Origin of the sequence: Pseudomonas fluorescens, assembly GCF_018614655.1 — a bacterium.
Classification (GTDB): Bacteria; Pseudomonadota; Gammaproteobacteria; order Pseudomonadales; family Pseudomonadaceae; genus Aquipseudomonas; species Aquipseudomonas fluorescens_BX.
Genome location: NZ_JAGGOG010000016.1, coordinates 317927 through 330519 on the forward strand (window position 1 = coordinate 317927; position 12593 = coordinate 330519).

Consider the following 12593-nt stretch of genomic DNA (forward strand, 5'->3'; position numbering starts at 1 on the left):
CCAGAAACCGCCTGGCGCCTCGGTAAATCTAGCGGGTTTCTTCAGGTACGGCCGGTTTGTCGGCCAGCTCTTCACTGCGATGCAACGCCACCTGGCGAATCGACAGGCGAATCTCAGCCGGCAATACGCGCTTGGCTGCGCCTTCGGCCAGCTCGCCCAGCAATGGGTGATAACTCAGCTTGCCGGCTTCATCACGGCGTAGCACATCTTGCTCCAATAGGGTCTGGATGAAGTGTCGGAAAAGGCTCTTGTCGAAGAACTCGGGTGCGTTCAAGCCATGCAGGATCGACAGGCGCTGGGCCATGACCGTACACAGGTCTTCCAGTTCTTCGGCGCTGATACTGTTCTGGCCACTGTTGAGCAGCAGCGAGATGGCCATATAGAAGCGCTGGAGGGTCTGGGCGATGGTCCTGGACAACAGCGTCAACAGCACGAAGTGCCGCGAGCTGGGTGCCGGACGCAGATAGACCGCATTTTCAAAGCGCAGCAAGCCCTGTTCGACAAAGGCTTCGAGCCACTGGTCGACCACCGCATCCAGTTCGTCCAGGGTCCAGCGGATAAACAGCTCCGATTGCAGGTACGGGTAGAGCGCACGCGTGTAGCGCAGGATCTGTTCGCGGCTCATGCGCGAGCTGCTCTGGAAGAAACTGGCCAGCAATGCCGGCAGGGCGAAGATGTGCAGCACGTTGTTGCGGTAATAGGTCATCAGGACGGCGTTTTGCTCGTCCAGGTACAGAATCTTGCCCAGGGCATCGCTCTGTTCCGACAGCAGTTGCATGTCCTTGACGTGCTTGATCAGCGCCTGGCCATCACCTTCGGGCAACGTGGTGTGCGGCGAGTAGGGCACCTTGCGCAGTAGCGCCAGGTACAAGTCCAGCACGCGCGCCATGGCCTGGTCATCCAGGGCCAGGCGGCTGGTGGACAGCAGCGCCAGCGCCACCAGATTGACCGGGTTGATCGCCGCCGCTTCATTCAAGTGTCGCGCCACCTGTTCGCCGAGGCGGTTGGTGGTTTCGTTGAGCCACGCCGGCTTGTAGTTCGGTCCCAGTTCCTGGGCACGCCAGTCGGGTTGTTCCTGATCGAGGAATTCGGCGAGCTTGATCGGTTCGCCAAAGTTCACTGCGACTTGGCCAAAGCGCTGTTTCAACGCACCGATGACCTTGAAGATATCGAAAATCGACTCTTTCTTCTTGCTGGCACCGCGTAGTTCACCCAGGTAGGTGCGGCCTTCCAGTACCCGTTCGTAGCCGATATACACCGGCACAAACACGATGGGCATGCGTGAGGAGCGCAAGAAGCTGCGCAGGGTAATCGCCAGCATCCCGGTTTTCGGTTGCAGCATGCGCCCGGTACGGGAGCGCCCGCCTTCGACGAAGTACTCCACCGGGAAGCCCTTGGTGAACAAGGTGTGCAGGTATTCGTTGAACACCGAGGTATACAGCGGGTTGCCCTTGAAGGTGCGGCGCATGAAGAACGCCCCGCCACGACGCAGCAGGCTGCCGATCACTGGCATGTTCAGGTTGATCCCGGCGGCGATGTGCGGCGGGGTCAGGCCGTTCTTGAACAGCAAATAGGAGAGCAGCAGGTAGTCGATATGGCTGCGATGGCACGGCACATAGATGACTTCATAACCTTGGGCGACGTTTTGCACACCTTCGATATTGTTGACCTTGATGCCGTCGTAGATCTTGTTCCAGAACCAGCTCAGTACCACTTCCAGGAAGCGGATCGCGGTGTAGGTGTAGTCCGAGGCGATCTCGTTGCCATAGCGCAGGGCCTGGGCCTTGGCTTTTTCCGGAGTGATCTTCTCCCGTTCGGCTTCATCGAGGATTGCCTGGCGCACCAGCGGCATATTCACCAGGCCCTTCACCAGGTTGCGGCGGTGGGAAAGGTCGGGGCCGATCACGGCGGTCTTCAGGTTACGGAAATGCACCCGCAGGATCCGCTGGGCCATCCGCACGGTGCGTTCGTGGCCTTTATTGTGCTCGATCAATTCGCGCAAGTTGATGGGGGCGGAGAATTGCACCCGGGTCTTACGGCCGAGGATCAGGATGCTCAGCAATCGGCGCAGGCGACCAGTGACGGCCCAGCTGTCGGCGAACAGCAGTTTCCACGGGCTGGATTCGCTGTCCGGCGACTGGCCCCAGAACACGCTGACCGGAATGATTTGTGCATTCTCTTCGGGATGCTCGGTCAGGGCGTTGACCAGCCGGGTCAGGGTCGGCGGTACGCCGCGCTTGTCCTGGCGGCCGAGCCAATCCGGATCTGGCGTCAGGTAGAAGAACGCGGCGGGCTCCAGCAGTGCACCGACCGACACCGGCAGCACCGGGCGCGGCAGGCCGGCCTTGGTGCACTCGGTATCAACCACGGCCAATTCGGTCAGAGAGGGGGATTGCAGGACGTAAAACACCGGTCGGCTGCGGTCGAGATTCAGGGTAAGGGACGACTGGTTGATCGTCTCCGAGCGAACCCAGAGGTACAACAGTCGGCGCAAGGTGCCAAATACCAGACGGCGAAATGGAGAGCGGGTCATACGGCTTCTGCTTTGAGTGAGGAAAACCGAGCAGTTGCTCGGGCGACTAGTGTGCCGTATTCACCGAAAATCGGCAAAAAAGCAGCGAAGTAATCTTGAGTTGAGAGTTTTTGAGCCTGTCTTATACTCGGCAGTTCAATGCTTACTGACTCAACAATAAAATCAAGTGGGGGTAAACAGATGACAACGCGCGAGACCGGCAATGTGAAGTGGTTCAACGACGCCAAGGGTTATGGCTTCATCCAGCGTGAAGATGGCAAGGATGTGTTTGTGCACTACCGCGCCATTCGCGGTGAAGGGCACCGTTCCCTGGCCGAGGGCCAGCAAGTTGAATACGCCGTGGTGAGCGGTGAGAAGGGCTTGCAGGCTGAGGATGTGGTGGGGTTGTAAACACTCTCAACTACACCGCTGAACCCATGTGGGAGCGGCGGTGCGACGATTCGACTTGCTCGTAAAAGCGGTGTGCCATTCAGTCTATTTGCTGACTGATACACCGCTTTCGCGAGCAAGCCCGCTCCCACATTTCTAAACGGGTTCGCAGCTTTGGATCAGGTCGTTTTCCAGGTGATCTGTTCTTCGCCGTCTTCGCTGATACGAATCCAGGTATCGGCGCTTTCTTCACCTTCTTCCTCGACCCAGCTACCCGGCGCGCAGCGCACTTCGACGTTCAGCGCGGCAAAAGCGGCGCGGGCGCAGGCGATGTCGTCTTCCCATGGGGTCTGGTCGCTGTCCAGGAACAAGCTGTTCCATTTACCGACAGCTTTGGGTAGCCAGGTCACGGGGACGCTACCGGCTTTGCACTTGTAGGTCTGGCCTTTCTGCACCCAGTCGGTGCAAGGCCCCAACGCGGCACCCAGCCAGGCGGCAATGCCCTTGTAGTCGACGTCAGCGTCCTTGAGGTAAATCTCGATATCAGGTTGGCGCATGGATGTTCCTCGTTGCGGGATTTCGAAAATCCATTCGCGGATTCAGGGTAGGCCCGAGAGGCCAAAAAATAGGGGGTTATTGAAGCACGAAATAGTCGTAGCGCATTGAAACGGTAACCAACAGCGGCTCCGGGTCCTCAATTACCTGCGCCCGGCGCTCGGCACTGGCGCGCCAGCCGTGGGGTGTCATGGCCAGCAGGTTGGCGCGGTCCTTGGGGTCGGCCAGGTTGAGCTGGAACTCCAGGGTTTCGCTGTGTTGCAGGCTCATGCCTTCCGGCACCAGGGCCAGGTGCTTATCGTCGGTGTATTCGCGCACTTCGTCATAGAGCCGCTCGCGCAACTCCATCAGATGGCCGCTGGTCGGGCCGACCTTCATCAGACCGCCGCCGGGGCTGAGCAGGCGCTTGGCCTCTTGCCAGTCCAACGGGCTGAACACGCTGGCGAGGAACTGGCAGCTGGCATCGGCCAGCGGCACCCGGGCCATGCTGGCGATCAACCAGGTCAGCGTCGGGTTGCGCTTGCAGGCGCGCTTGACCGCTTCCTTGGAAATATCCAGGGCGTAACCGTCGGCGCGCAGCAGGGCATCGGCGATTTGCGCAGTGTAGTAACCCTCGCCACAGCCGATGTCCAGCCAGCGCTGGGGCTTGCGCTCAGCGGCCAGTTGCGCCAGCCGCTTGGCCACCGGGGCGTAATGCCCGGCGTTGAGAAAGTCGCGGCGGGCTTCAACCATGGCCAGGTTGTCGCCCGGGTCGCGGCTGTTCTTGTGTTGCACCGGCAACAGGTTCAGGTAACCCTGGCGGGCCCGGTCGAAACGGTGTCCGGCGGGGCAGGCCACACCACTGTCCACTTCGTTCAGCGGCGCACTGCAAATGGGGCAAGCAAGCATCAGGCGAGCAACTTGATCAGGGTCTGGTAATAAATTTCGGTCAACACATCGAGGTCGCTGGCGAGGATGCGCTCGTTGACCTGATGAATGGTCGCGTTGACCGGACCCAGTTCCACCACCTGAGTACCGAGGGTCGCAATGAAGCGTCCGTCGGACGTGCCGCCGCTGGTGGAGGCCTTGGTCTCGCGACCGGTGATGGCCTTGATGCTCGCGGACACCGCATCCAGCAGTGCGCCTGGCTCGGTGAGGAACGGCAGGCCCGACAGTGCCCACTCCACATGCCAGTCCAGGCCATGCTTGTCGAGAATCGCCGCGACCCGCTGTTGCAGGCCTTCGACGGTGGACTCGGTGGAGAAGCGGAAGTTGAACACCGCCGTCAGGTCACCCGGGATCACGTTGGTGGCGCCGGTGCCGGAATTGAGATTGGAGATCTGGAAGCTGGTCGGCGGGAAGAAGGTGTTGCCGTTGTCCCAATGCTCGGCGGCAAGTTCTGCCAGGGCTGGGGCCGCGAGGTGGATCGGGTTCTTCGCCAGGTGCGGGTAGGCGACGTGGCCTTGCACACCGCGTACGGTCAACGTGGCACCGAGGGAGCCACGACGGCCGTTCTTGACCACATCACCCACCAGGGTGGTGCTCGACGGCTCGCCGACGATGCACCAGTCCAGGCGCTCCTTACGGGCCGCCAGGCGTTCGATCACGGCCTTGGTACCGTGATGCGCCGGGCCTTCTTCGTCGCTGGTGATCAGGAAAGCCACCGAACCCTTGTGGTCCGGGTAGTCGGTCACGAAGCGCTCCGAAGCGACCAGCATCGCGGCCAGGCTGCCTTTCATGTCCGCGGCGCCACGGCCACAGAGCATGCCGTTTTCGTCAATCAATGCGTCGAACGGATCGTTCTGCCAGGCTTGCAGCGGGCCGGTCGGCACCACGTCGGTGTGGCCGGCGAAGCACAGCACCGGGCCTTCGTGTTTGCCGTGGGTGGCCCAGAAGTTATCCACATCCTCGATGCGCATCGGCTCAAGCGCAAAACCGGCGTCGCCCAGGCGCTGCATCATCAGCTTCTGGCAATCGGCGTCGATCGGCGTCACCGATGGGCGACGGATCAGATCGATAGCGAGTTGGAGGGTCGGCGAAAGGTCGGCGTGGGCCGTCATGGGAAAACTCCGGAAGCGTGTCAGGGCGCAAGTTTTGAATAGGAACGCAGAGTGGGAAGCAGCGAACTTCCAATGTGGGAGCGGGCTTGCTCGCGAAAGCGGCGCATCAGTCGCCGGATGTGTTGACTGGCATACTGCATTCGCGAGCAAGCCCGCTCCCACAAAGGGCAATCAGTGCCTGCCTGATCTCACAAAAGGCCGTTATCTTATAGCAAAACGGCGACCAGAGGCCGCCGTTTAGTGCATTGCGCAGGTTTTTTAGCCCACTGGCGCGGGTTCCGGCTCCGGTGCCGAAGGTTTCGGCAGCGACGACAGGAACGCCATGATCAATGCCGCGACGTACGGCAGTGATTGAACCAGCAACATCACCACCCAGAAGCGCATGTCATTGCTCGGCAGGCCTTGCACCAGGTAAATCCCCAGCGCCGCGCCCCACAACAGCAGCATGATGAACATTTCTTCCCGGGCTTCGGAAATGGCTACCCAGAAACCGTGGTTATCCGCGTTTTTCGGGGTACGAAAGAACGGAATACTGGTGGTGAAGAAACCATACAGCACCGCTTTGGCAATGGTGTGGGACAACGCCAGCCCGGCCAGCGCCGCGCAGAACGCATCTTTGAGGTTCACACCCACCGCACGACGGTAGAGGAAGATGATCTTGCCGACCTTGAACACGAACAGTGCCAATGGCGGGATCGCGAAAATCAGCAGCGGCGGATCAACCCGCGTCGGCACGATAATCATCGCCGCCGACCACAACAGGGCGCCGACGGTGAAGAAGATGTTCATGCCGTCCGCCACCCACGGCAACCAGCCCGCTAGGAAGTGGTAGCGCTGGCCACGGGTCAGCTCGGTGCCCTTGCCGCGCAGCAGGCTGGCAGTGTGCCGCTTGATGATCTGAATCGCCCCGTAGGCCCAGCGGAAACGCTGTTTCTTGAAGTCGATAAAGGTATCGGGCATCAGGCCCTTGCCGTAGCTGTCGTGGTAATACGCTGCCGACAGGCCTTTCTCGAAGACCCGCAGGCCCAGCTCGGCATCTTCGCAGATACACCAGTCGGCCCAGCCCAGCTCTTCGAGCACCGAGCGACGGGTCATGGTCATGGTGCCGTGCTGGATGATCGCGTCGCGGTCGTTACGGGTGACCATGCCGATATGGAAGAAGCCTTTGTATTCGGCGTAGCAGAGCTTCTTGAAGGTGCTTTCGTTCTGGTCGCGATAATCCTGTGGCGATTGCACCACGGCGATTTTCGGGTCGGCGAAGTGCGGCACCATGTGCTTGAGCCAGTTCGGTGAAACACAGTAATCGGAGTCGATCACCGCGATCACTTCGGCATCCTTGGCGGTATGCGGGATCAAGTAGTTCAATGCGCCGCCCTTGAAACCAGCCAGGGGCGAGACGTGGAAGAACTTGAAGCGCGGGCCCAGGGTTTCGCAGTAGTCGCGCACGGGTTCCCAGACGGCCGGGTCCTTGGTGTTGTTGTCGATGATCAGGACTTCATAGTCCGGGTAATCGAGGGCGGCCAGGGCGTCGAGGGTCTGTTTGACCATCTCCGGCGGCTCGTTGTAGCAGGGCACATGGATCGAGACTTTCGGGCGGTAGTTCGAATCACCTTCAACCGGCAGGAATTCACGCCGGCGCTTGTGAGTCCAGACCGCTTCCGCCAGTTCGTGGGCCTCGGTCAGCAGCACGATAAACACCCCGAGGGCACCGAGTGCCAGCAGGAAACCTACCGTCAGGCTGAACCAGGTGCTGTATTGCTGGCTGTAGTCGTAGCCGATCCACACCAGTACCGATCCGCAGAGGAACGCGATAAAGGTCAGGAAAGTCCGGCCACGCTGGCGCAAGGCCGAGCCGTCGATCATCAGCAGAGTCAGGGACAGCAGCGCCAATACCACCGAGCCGATCGCCAACACTCGCCATTGTGGAATGGCGACGACTGGCCCATCGAAGTTGAACTTCTGCTGGCGCGCGGCGTTGAACACGCCCCAGTAAGCGCCCACAGAACCTTCATCACTGGCTTTCCACGGCTGATCGAACGCTTCGATCACGAAGTAGTTGTAGCCCTGACGGTTCAGCTTGTTCACCAGCGTGCGCAGGTAAATCGCCTGGTCGGCAGGGGATGCGTCAGCACCGCCACGCATCCGGCCATTGCTCGGCCAGCCAACCTCCGACAGCAGCAGCGGTTTTTTCGGGAAGGTCTTCTTCAGATCCCGGGCACGGTCGAGAACGAACTGCCCGGCCTTGTCCACCGGGATGTGTTCCCAGTACGGCAGGATGTGCGCGGCAATCAGGTCGACGTGTTTGGCCAGTTGCGGGTTGTGTTCCCAGATGTGCCATTGCTCGGAGGTGGTCACCGGCACCTTGACGGCGGCGCGCACGCGATCCAGCAGCACGATCAGCGCTTCAGGGGTGATTTCTTCGCGGAACAGGGCTTCGTTACCCACCACCACCCGCACGACGCTGCGGGAACTGTTGGCAATCTCGATGGCACGCTGGATCTCGCGCTCGTTGCGCTCAAGGTCCGGGCTGATCCAGATCCCCAGGGTTACCCGCAGGCCGAACTCTTCCGCCAGCTTGGGGATATCCCCCAGGGTGCCGTCGACCGAGTAGGTACGGATGTTGTCCGTCAGCTTGCTCATGATCGCAAGGTCCTGACGCATCTGATCGTCGGTGGGGTACTGGTCTTTCTGTGGGTACTGGCCTTGCTGGAATGGCGAGTAGGAAAAGCCGGAGATCTGCTCGGGCCAGTTAGGGGCAGTGACCGGGCGGTTGATCAGCGCCCAGAAGCCGGTGAACAGCGCGGCAATCGCCAGCACTACCACCAGGTTGAGTCCAAATTTACGCGATGACATGGCTATTTCGGGTTCCAAAGGGTGTGGAACGAAAAGAGGTGTCGGCCTGCGCCGAACGGCGCGCATCCTACACCGGCCTTTCACTGACCGTACAGCAAGCCGAGAAAAACCGGACATTGGGCAGTGCAACTCGTCGTAAGTTCTCTTACTTGTAGCTTGTAGTTTAAAACTTGTCGCTGCGTAGCCCTATAATGCGCGCCGGTTTTTGGGGTAATGGTCATGAGTACAGAAGATCCGCGGTTTGCAGGCGTCGCCCGCTTGTATGGCATTGAAGGCCTGGAACGCTTGAAGGCGGCCCATGTGGCGATCGTCGGCGTCGGCGGTGTCGGCTCCTGGGCGGCGGAAGCCATTGCCCGCTGTGGCGTGGGCGAGATTTCGCTGTTTGACCTGGACGATGTCTGCGTCAGCAACAGCAATCGGCAGTTGCACGCGCTGGACAGCACTGTGGGTAAGGCCAAGGTCGACGTCATGGCTGAGCGCCTGAAAGGCATCAACCCGGACGGCACCGTGCATGCCGTGGCGGACTTCGTTACCCGCGACACCATGGCCGAATACATCACCCCCAACATTGATTGCGTGATCGACTGCATCGACAGCGTCAACGCCAAGGCGGCGCTGATTGCCTGGTGCAAGCGGCGCAAGATCCAGATCATCACCACTGGCGGTGCGGGCGGGCAGATTGATCCGACGTTGATTCAGGTGTGTGACTTGAACCGTACGTTTAATGATCCGCTGGCGTCGAAAGTGCGTTCGACCCTGCGTCGTGATTACGGGTTCTCCCGCACCGTGACCCGCCATTACAGCGTGCCTTGCGTGTTTTCCACCGAGCAACTGCGTTACCCGAAGCCGGATGGCAGCATCTGTTTGCAGAAAAGTTTTGTCGGTGATGGCGTGAAGCTGGACTGCGCCGGTGGGTTTGGCGCGGTGATGATGGTGACGGCGACGTTTGGCATGGTGGCGGCCACCAAGGCGGTGGACAAGATTGTGGCGGGGGTGCGGCGGCCTTCGGAGCGGGTCAAGGCAACATAACGCTCAGCTCTGAGCGAAGATCAAAATGTGGGAGCGGGCTTGCTCGCGAATACGTAGTGTCAGTCACCAGATGTTTGGCTGACCCACCGCCTTCGCGAGCAAGCCCGCTCCCACACAAGCCCGCACCCACATTTAGTGTTGTGTACGACTCAGGTCCCGCATCCGCTGAAGCACCGCATTGAGGCCATTGCTGCGTGACGGTGACAATTGGCGGGCAAGCCCCAGTTGATTGAACCAATCAGGCAAATCAACGGCCTGCAACTCGTCGGCAGACAAACCGTTAACCCGTAACAGCAGCAACGCCACCAGCCCGCGAATCAGGCGTGCATCGCTGCTGGCGGCAAACTGCCAATGCCCTTGCTGCAAACGCCCCACCAGCCACACCAGGCTCTCACAGCCCTGCACCAGGTTGGCGTCGACCTTATCTTCGTCCGCCAAGGCCGGTAGCCGCTCGCCCCATTGCATCAGCATGCGTGCACGTTGCTCCCAACTGGTGACTGCCTGAAAGGCTTCCAGCGCAGCCACCGCCTCCGTGGGCAAGCTCATCGCAGCATGTCCAAGGCCTGATCCAGCGCTTCAAAGAAGCGCTCCAGGTCGTCGGAGTCGTTGTACAGCGCCAGGGATACCCGAATCGCACCCGACAACCCCATGTGCTTGAGCAGCGGCATCGCGCAATGATGGCCTGCGCGTACGGCAATCCCTTGTTCGGTCAACAGGTGGGCGAGGTCAGCGTTGTGCACGCCTTCCACCACAAAACTGGCCAAGGCTACTTGTGGTGAGCCCAGCAGTTGCACGCCATTGCGCGCTTTCAAGCCACGCAGCAGATAGTCATGCAGCGCGGCTTCGTGAGCCATCACCGCGTGCTGATCCAGTGAGGTCAGGTAGTCCAGGGTTGCTCCCAGGCCGATCACTGCGGCAATCGGCGGTGTTCCCGCTTCGAAACCCAGAGGCGCCGGACGGAAGCTGGCGCTGTGGTAGTCGGCCTGTTGCACCATCTCGCCGCCAAACTGCCAATGACGCAGGTGATGCAACGCTTCGGTGCGCCCGTAAAGCACGCCGACGCCGTCCGGGCCGTAGAGTTTGTGGCTGGAAAACACATAGAAGTCGCAGCCCAGGGCCTGTACGTCATGGCGTCCGTGGACAATGCCTTGGGCGCCGTCGATCACTGTCATGGCGTCGTGCGCCTTGGCCAGCGCCAATAACCGCGGCAACGGTTGCCAGGCGCCGAGCACATTGGACAGTTGGCTCACTGCCAGCAGTCGAGTACGCGGGCCAATCAAGCGGGCAGCGGCTTCCAGGTCGATCAGGCCGTCGGCGTCGAGCGGCAACACCACCAGCTCAAGCTCCCGACGTTTGGCCAGTTGCTGCCAGGGCAGCAGGTTGGCGTGGTGTTCCAGGGCGCTGATGACAATCTCATCACCCGGGTTGAAAAGGTGCTCCAGGCCGTAAGCCAGGAGGTTCAGCGCAGACGTCGCGCCGTGGGTGAAGATGATCTGCCCGTCGTCGCCGACATTCAGCCACTGCGCCACTTTGTTGCGGCTGTCCTCGAAGGCCTGGGTCGCATGGGCGCCCGGCAGATGTTGAGCACGGTGCACATTGGCTGCGCCATTGGCGTAGTAATGACTGATCGCGTCCAGCAAGGCTTGAGGTTTTTGCGTGGTGGCGGCGTTGTCCAGATAGGTCTGGTCTTGCCGTTGCAGGGTGGCGATGGCCGGAAAATCGGCGCGCCAGGGAGAGGGCACAAGCATGGTGATCAAGACTCGTATAAGCGAGCTACACCGCAAAGGTGCAGCCCGCCAGTGGCATCGAGTCGCTGCTTAGTTGTGAGCGTGCAGCGCTGCGTTCAGTTCGATGGCCGATTTGTGGGTTTTGCACTCCACGGCACCGGTCTCGGAATTGCGACGGAACAACAGGTCAGGTTGACCGGCCAGTTCGCGAGCCTTGACCACCTTGACCAGTTGGTTCTGCTCGTCGAGCAGCTTTACCTTGGTCCCGGCGGTCACGTACAGGCCCGATTCCACGGTGTTGCGGTCGCCCAATGGGATACCGATACCGGCGTTGGCGCCGATCAGGCAGCCTTCGCCGACCTTGATCACGATGTTGCCGCCGCCCGACAGGGTGCCCATGGTGGAGCAACCGCCGCCCAGGTCCGAGCCCTTGCCGACGAACACGCCAGCCGATACACGGCCTTCGATCATGCCCGGGCCTTCGGTGCCGGCGTTGAAGTTGACGAAACCTTCGTGCATCACGGTAGTGCCTTCGCCGACGTAGGCGCCAAGGCGGATACGTGCAGCGTCAGCGATACGCACGCCGCTTGGCACGACGTAGTCGGTCATTTTCGGGAACTTGTCCACCGAGAACACTTCCAGCAACTCGCCACGCAGGCGGGCTTCCAGTTGGCGTTCGGCCAGTTCGGCGATGTCGATGGCGCCCTGGCTGGTCCAGGCCACGTTCGGCAATTGCGGGAACACACCGGCCAGGCTCAGGCCATGCGGCTTGACCAGGCGATGGGACAGCAAATGCAGCTTGAGGTAGGCCTCTGGGGTGGACGTCAGCGCGGCGTCTTCGGCCAGCAGCGTGGCAACCAGCGGCTTGTGGCTTTCAGCCAGGCGGGTGAGCAGGGCGGCTTGAGTTGCATCGACGCCTTTGAGGGCGTCAGCCAGTTGCGAAGCCTGGGCGACGGTGAAGGTGATCGCCTGGTTGCCTTCGCTGTAGCCGAGGATTGGCGCGATGGCCGCGACGACTTCAGCCGATGGATTGAGCAGGGGTTGTGCGTAAAACACTTCCAGCCAAGCACCTTGGCGGTTCTGAGTGCCGACGCCGAAGCCCAGGCTGAACAGGGAGTTGGACATGCTGTTACCTCTACAAAAATGGAGTGGGCTGGCCTACTTGAGGGCCGCCGAATAACTATCTGGCTTGAAGCCAATCAGGGTTCTGTCACCGAGATCAAGCGCCGGGCGCTTGATCATCGAGGGTTGTGCGAGCATCAATTCAATGGCTTTCGCCTGGTCGAGATCGGCTTTGCGTTCGTCTTCGAGTTTGCGAAAGGTGGTGCCCGCACGGTTCAAAACCACCTGCCAACCGTGCTCATTGCACCATTGGGTCAAGTGTTCGCGGTCGATGCCGACCGTTTTGTAGTCATGAAACTCATAGCTGACAGCGTGTTCATCGAGCCAGGTGCGCGCCTTTTTCATGGTGTCGCAGGCTTTGATGCC

11 protein-coding genes are annotated in these 12593 nt (G+C 60.7%); 2 read left to right on the top strand and 9 right to left on the bottom strand.

All coding sequences use genetic code 11. The features are described 5' to 3' along the window. Nucleotides 1-28: 28 nt before the first annotated feature. A complete protein-coding gene (gene plsB, locus J7E41_RS17440; RefSeq protein WP_214994636.1) occupies nt 29-2533 on the bottom strand; it encodes a glycerol-3-phosphate 1-O-acyltransferase PlsB in 2505 nt (834 codons plus the stop codon). Nucleotides 2534-2713: 180 nt separating this feature from the next. Between plsB and J7E41_RS17445 the strand changes: the two genes are divergently transcribed. Beyond that, on the top strand, nt 2714-2923 hold the full coding sequence (locus J7E41_RS17445; RefSeq protein ID WP_017844724.1) for a cold-shock protein: 210 nt from the start codon (nt 2714-2716) through the stop codon (nt 2921-2923). Between the two features lie 158 nt (nt 2924-3081). Here the strand turns inward: J7E41_RS17445 and J7E41_RS17450 are convergent, their stop codons facing one another. The 4 genes from J7E41_RS17450 to J7E41_RS17465 all read right to left on the bottom strand — a co-directional run bounded on the left by J7E41_RS17450 (nt 3082) and on the right by J7E41_RS17465 (nt 8349). Next, nucleotides 3082-3459, bottom strand: coding sequence for a hypothetical protein (locus tag J7E41_RS17450; RefSeq protein ID WP_214994637.1), 378 nt, complete (start codon nt 3457-3459; stop codon nt 3082-3084). 76 nt (nt 3460-3535) lie between these two features. Next, the gene (locus J7E41_RS17455) at nt 3536-4345 is read right to left on the bottom strand and encodes a putative RNA methyltransferase (RefSeq protein WP_214994638.1); all 810 of its coding nucleotides are present in this window, start codon (nt 4343-4345) and stop codon (nt 3536-3538) included. Then, nucleotides 4345-5496 (bottom strand): succinyl-diaminopimelate desuccinylase, encoded by a 1152-nt coding sequence (gene dapE / locus J7E41_RS17460; protein WP_214994639.1) that lies wholly within the window; start codon nt 5494-5496, stop codon nt 4345-4347. The genes J7E41_RS17455 and dapE overlap by 1 nt, the downstream gene beginning before the upstream one ends. 258 nt (nt 5497-5754) lie before the next feature. Beyond that, complete coding sequence (locus tag J7E41_RS17465) at nt 5755-8349, bottom strand: glycosyltransferase (RefSeq protein ID WP_214994640.1); 2595 nt, start codon at nt 8347-8349, stop codon at nt 5755-5757. A gap of 219 nt (nt 8350-8568) precedes the next feature. On the opposite strand from J7E41_RS17465, the gene tcdA reads away from it, so the two are divergent. Beyond that, a complete protein-coding gene (tcdA, locus tag J7E41_RS17470; RefSeq protein ID WP_435304128.1) occupies nt 8569-9378 on the top strand; it encodes a tRNA cyclic N6-threonylcarbamoyladenosine(37) synthase TcdA in 810 nt (269 codons plus the stop codon). A gap of 132 nt (nt 9379-9510) precedes the next feature. Here tcdA and J7E41_RS17475 read toward each other — a convergent pair whose 3' ends face one another. The 4 genes from J7E41_RS17475 to J7E41_RS17490 form a co-directional block, all read right to left on the bottom strand. Then, nucleotides 9511-9924, bottom strand: a complete 414-nt coding sequence (locus tag J7E41_RS17475) for a SufE family protein (RefSeq protein ID WP_214994644.1) — start codon at nt 9922-9924, stop codon at nt 9511-9513. Then, nucleotides 9921-11126, bottom strand: coding sequence for an aminotransferase class V-fold PLP-dependent enzyme (locus J7E41_RS17480; RefSeq protein WP_214994645.1), 1206 nt, complete (start codon nt 11124-11126; stop codon nt 9921-9923). The genes J7E41_RS17475 and J7E41_RS17480 overlap by 4 nt, the downstream gene beginning before the upstream one ends. A gap of 69 nt (nt 11127-11195) precedes the next feature. Continuing rightward, nucleotides 11196-12230, bottom strand: coding sequence for a 2,3,4,5-tetrahydropyridine-2,6-dicarboxylate N-succinyltransferase (dapD, locus tag J7E41_RS17485; protein ID WP_214994646.1), 1035 nt, complete (start codon nt 12228-12230; stop codon nt 11196-11198). Between the two features lie 33 nt (nt 12231-12263). Next, nucleotides 12264-12572 carry an arsenate reductase gene (locus J7E41_RS17490; RefSeq protein WP_251029555.1) on the bottom strand — a complete coding sequence of 103 codons (309 nt, stop codon included), beginning with the start codon at nt 12570-12572 and terminating at the stop codon, nt 12264-12266. Between the last annotated feature and the right edge of the window lie 21 nt (nt 12573-12593).

What these genes read in the sequence shown, in the direction of transcription:
- J7E41_RS17490 (WP_251029555.1), bottom strand. Translation starts at nt 12,572, where the DNA reads ATGAAAAAGGCGCGCACCTGGCTCGATGAACACGCTGTCAGCTATGAG.
- J7E41_RS17455 (WP_214994638.1), bottom strand. Translation starts at nt 4,345, where the DNA reads ATGCTTGCTTGCCCCATTTGCAGTGCGCCGCTGAACGAAGTGGACAGT.
- J7E41_RS17465 (WP_214994640.1), bottom strand. Translation starts at nt 8,349, where the DNA reads ATGTCATCGCGTAAATTTGGACTCAACCTGGTGGTAGTGCTGGCGATT.
- dapD (WP_214994646.1), bottom strand. Translation starts at nt 12,230, where the DNA reads ATGTCCAACTCCCTGTTCAGCCTGGGCTTCGGCGTCGGCACTCAGAAC.
- tcdA (WP_435304128.1), top strand. Translation starts at nt 8,569, where the DNA reads ATGAGTACAGAAGATCCGCGGTTTGCAGGCGTCGCCCGCTTGTATGGC.
- J7E41_RS17445 (WP_017844724.1), top strand. Translation starts at nt 2,714, where the DNA reads ATGACAACGCGCGAGACCGGCAATGTGAAGTGGTTCAACGACGCCAAG.
- dapE (WP_214994639.1), bottom strand. Translation starts at nt 5,496, where the DNA reads ATGACGGCCCACGCCGACCTTTCGCCGACCCTCCAACTCGCTATCGAT.
- plsB (WP_214994636.1), bottom strand. Translation starts at nt 2,533, where the DNA reads ATGACCCGCTCTCCATTTCGCCGTCTGGTATTTGGCACCTTGCGCCGA.
- J7E41_RS17450 (WP_214994637.1), bottom strand. Translation starts at nt 3,459, where the DNA reads ATGCGCCAACCTGATATCGAGATTTACCTCAAGGACGCTGACGTCGAC.
- J7E41_RS17475 (WP_214994644.1), bottom strand. Translation starts at nt 9,924, where the DNA reads ATGAGCTTGCCCACGGAGGCGGTGGCTGCGCTGGAAGCCTTTCAGGCA.
- J7E41_RS17480 (WP_214994645.1), bottom strand. Translation starts at nt 11,126, where the DNA reads ATGCTTGTGCCCTCTCCCTGGCGCGCCGATTTTCCGGCCATCGCCACC.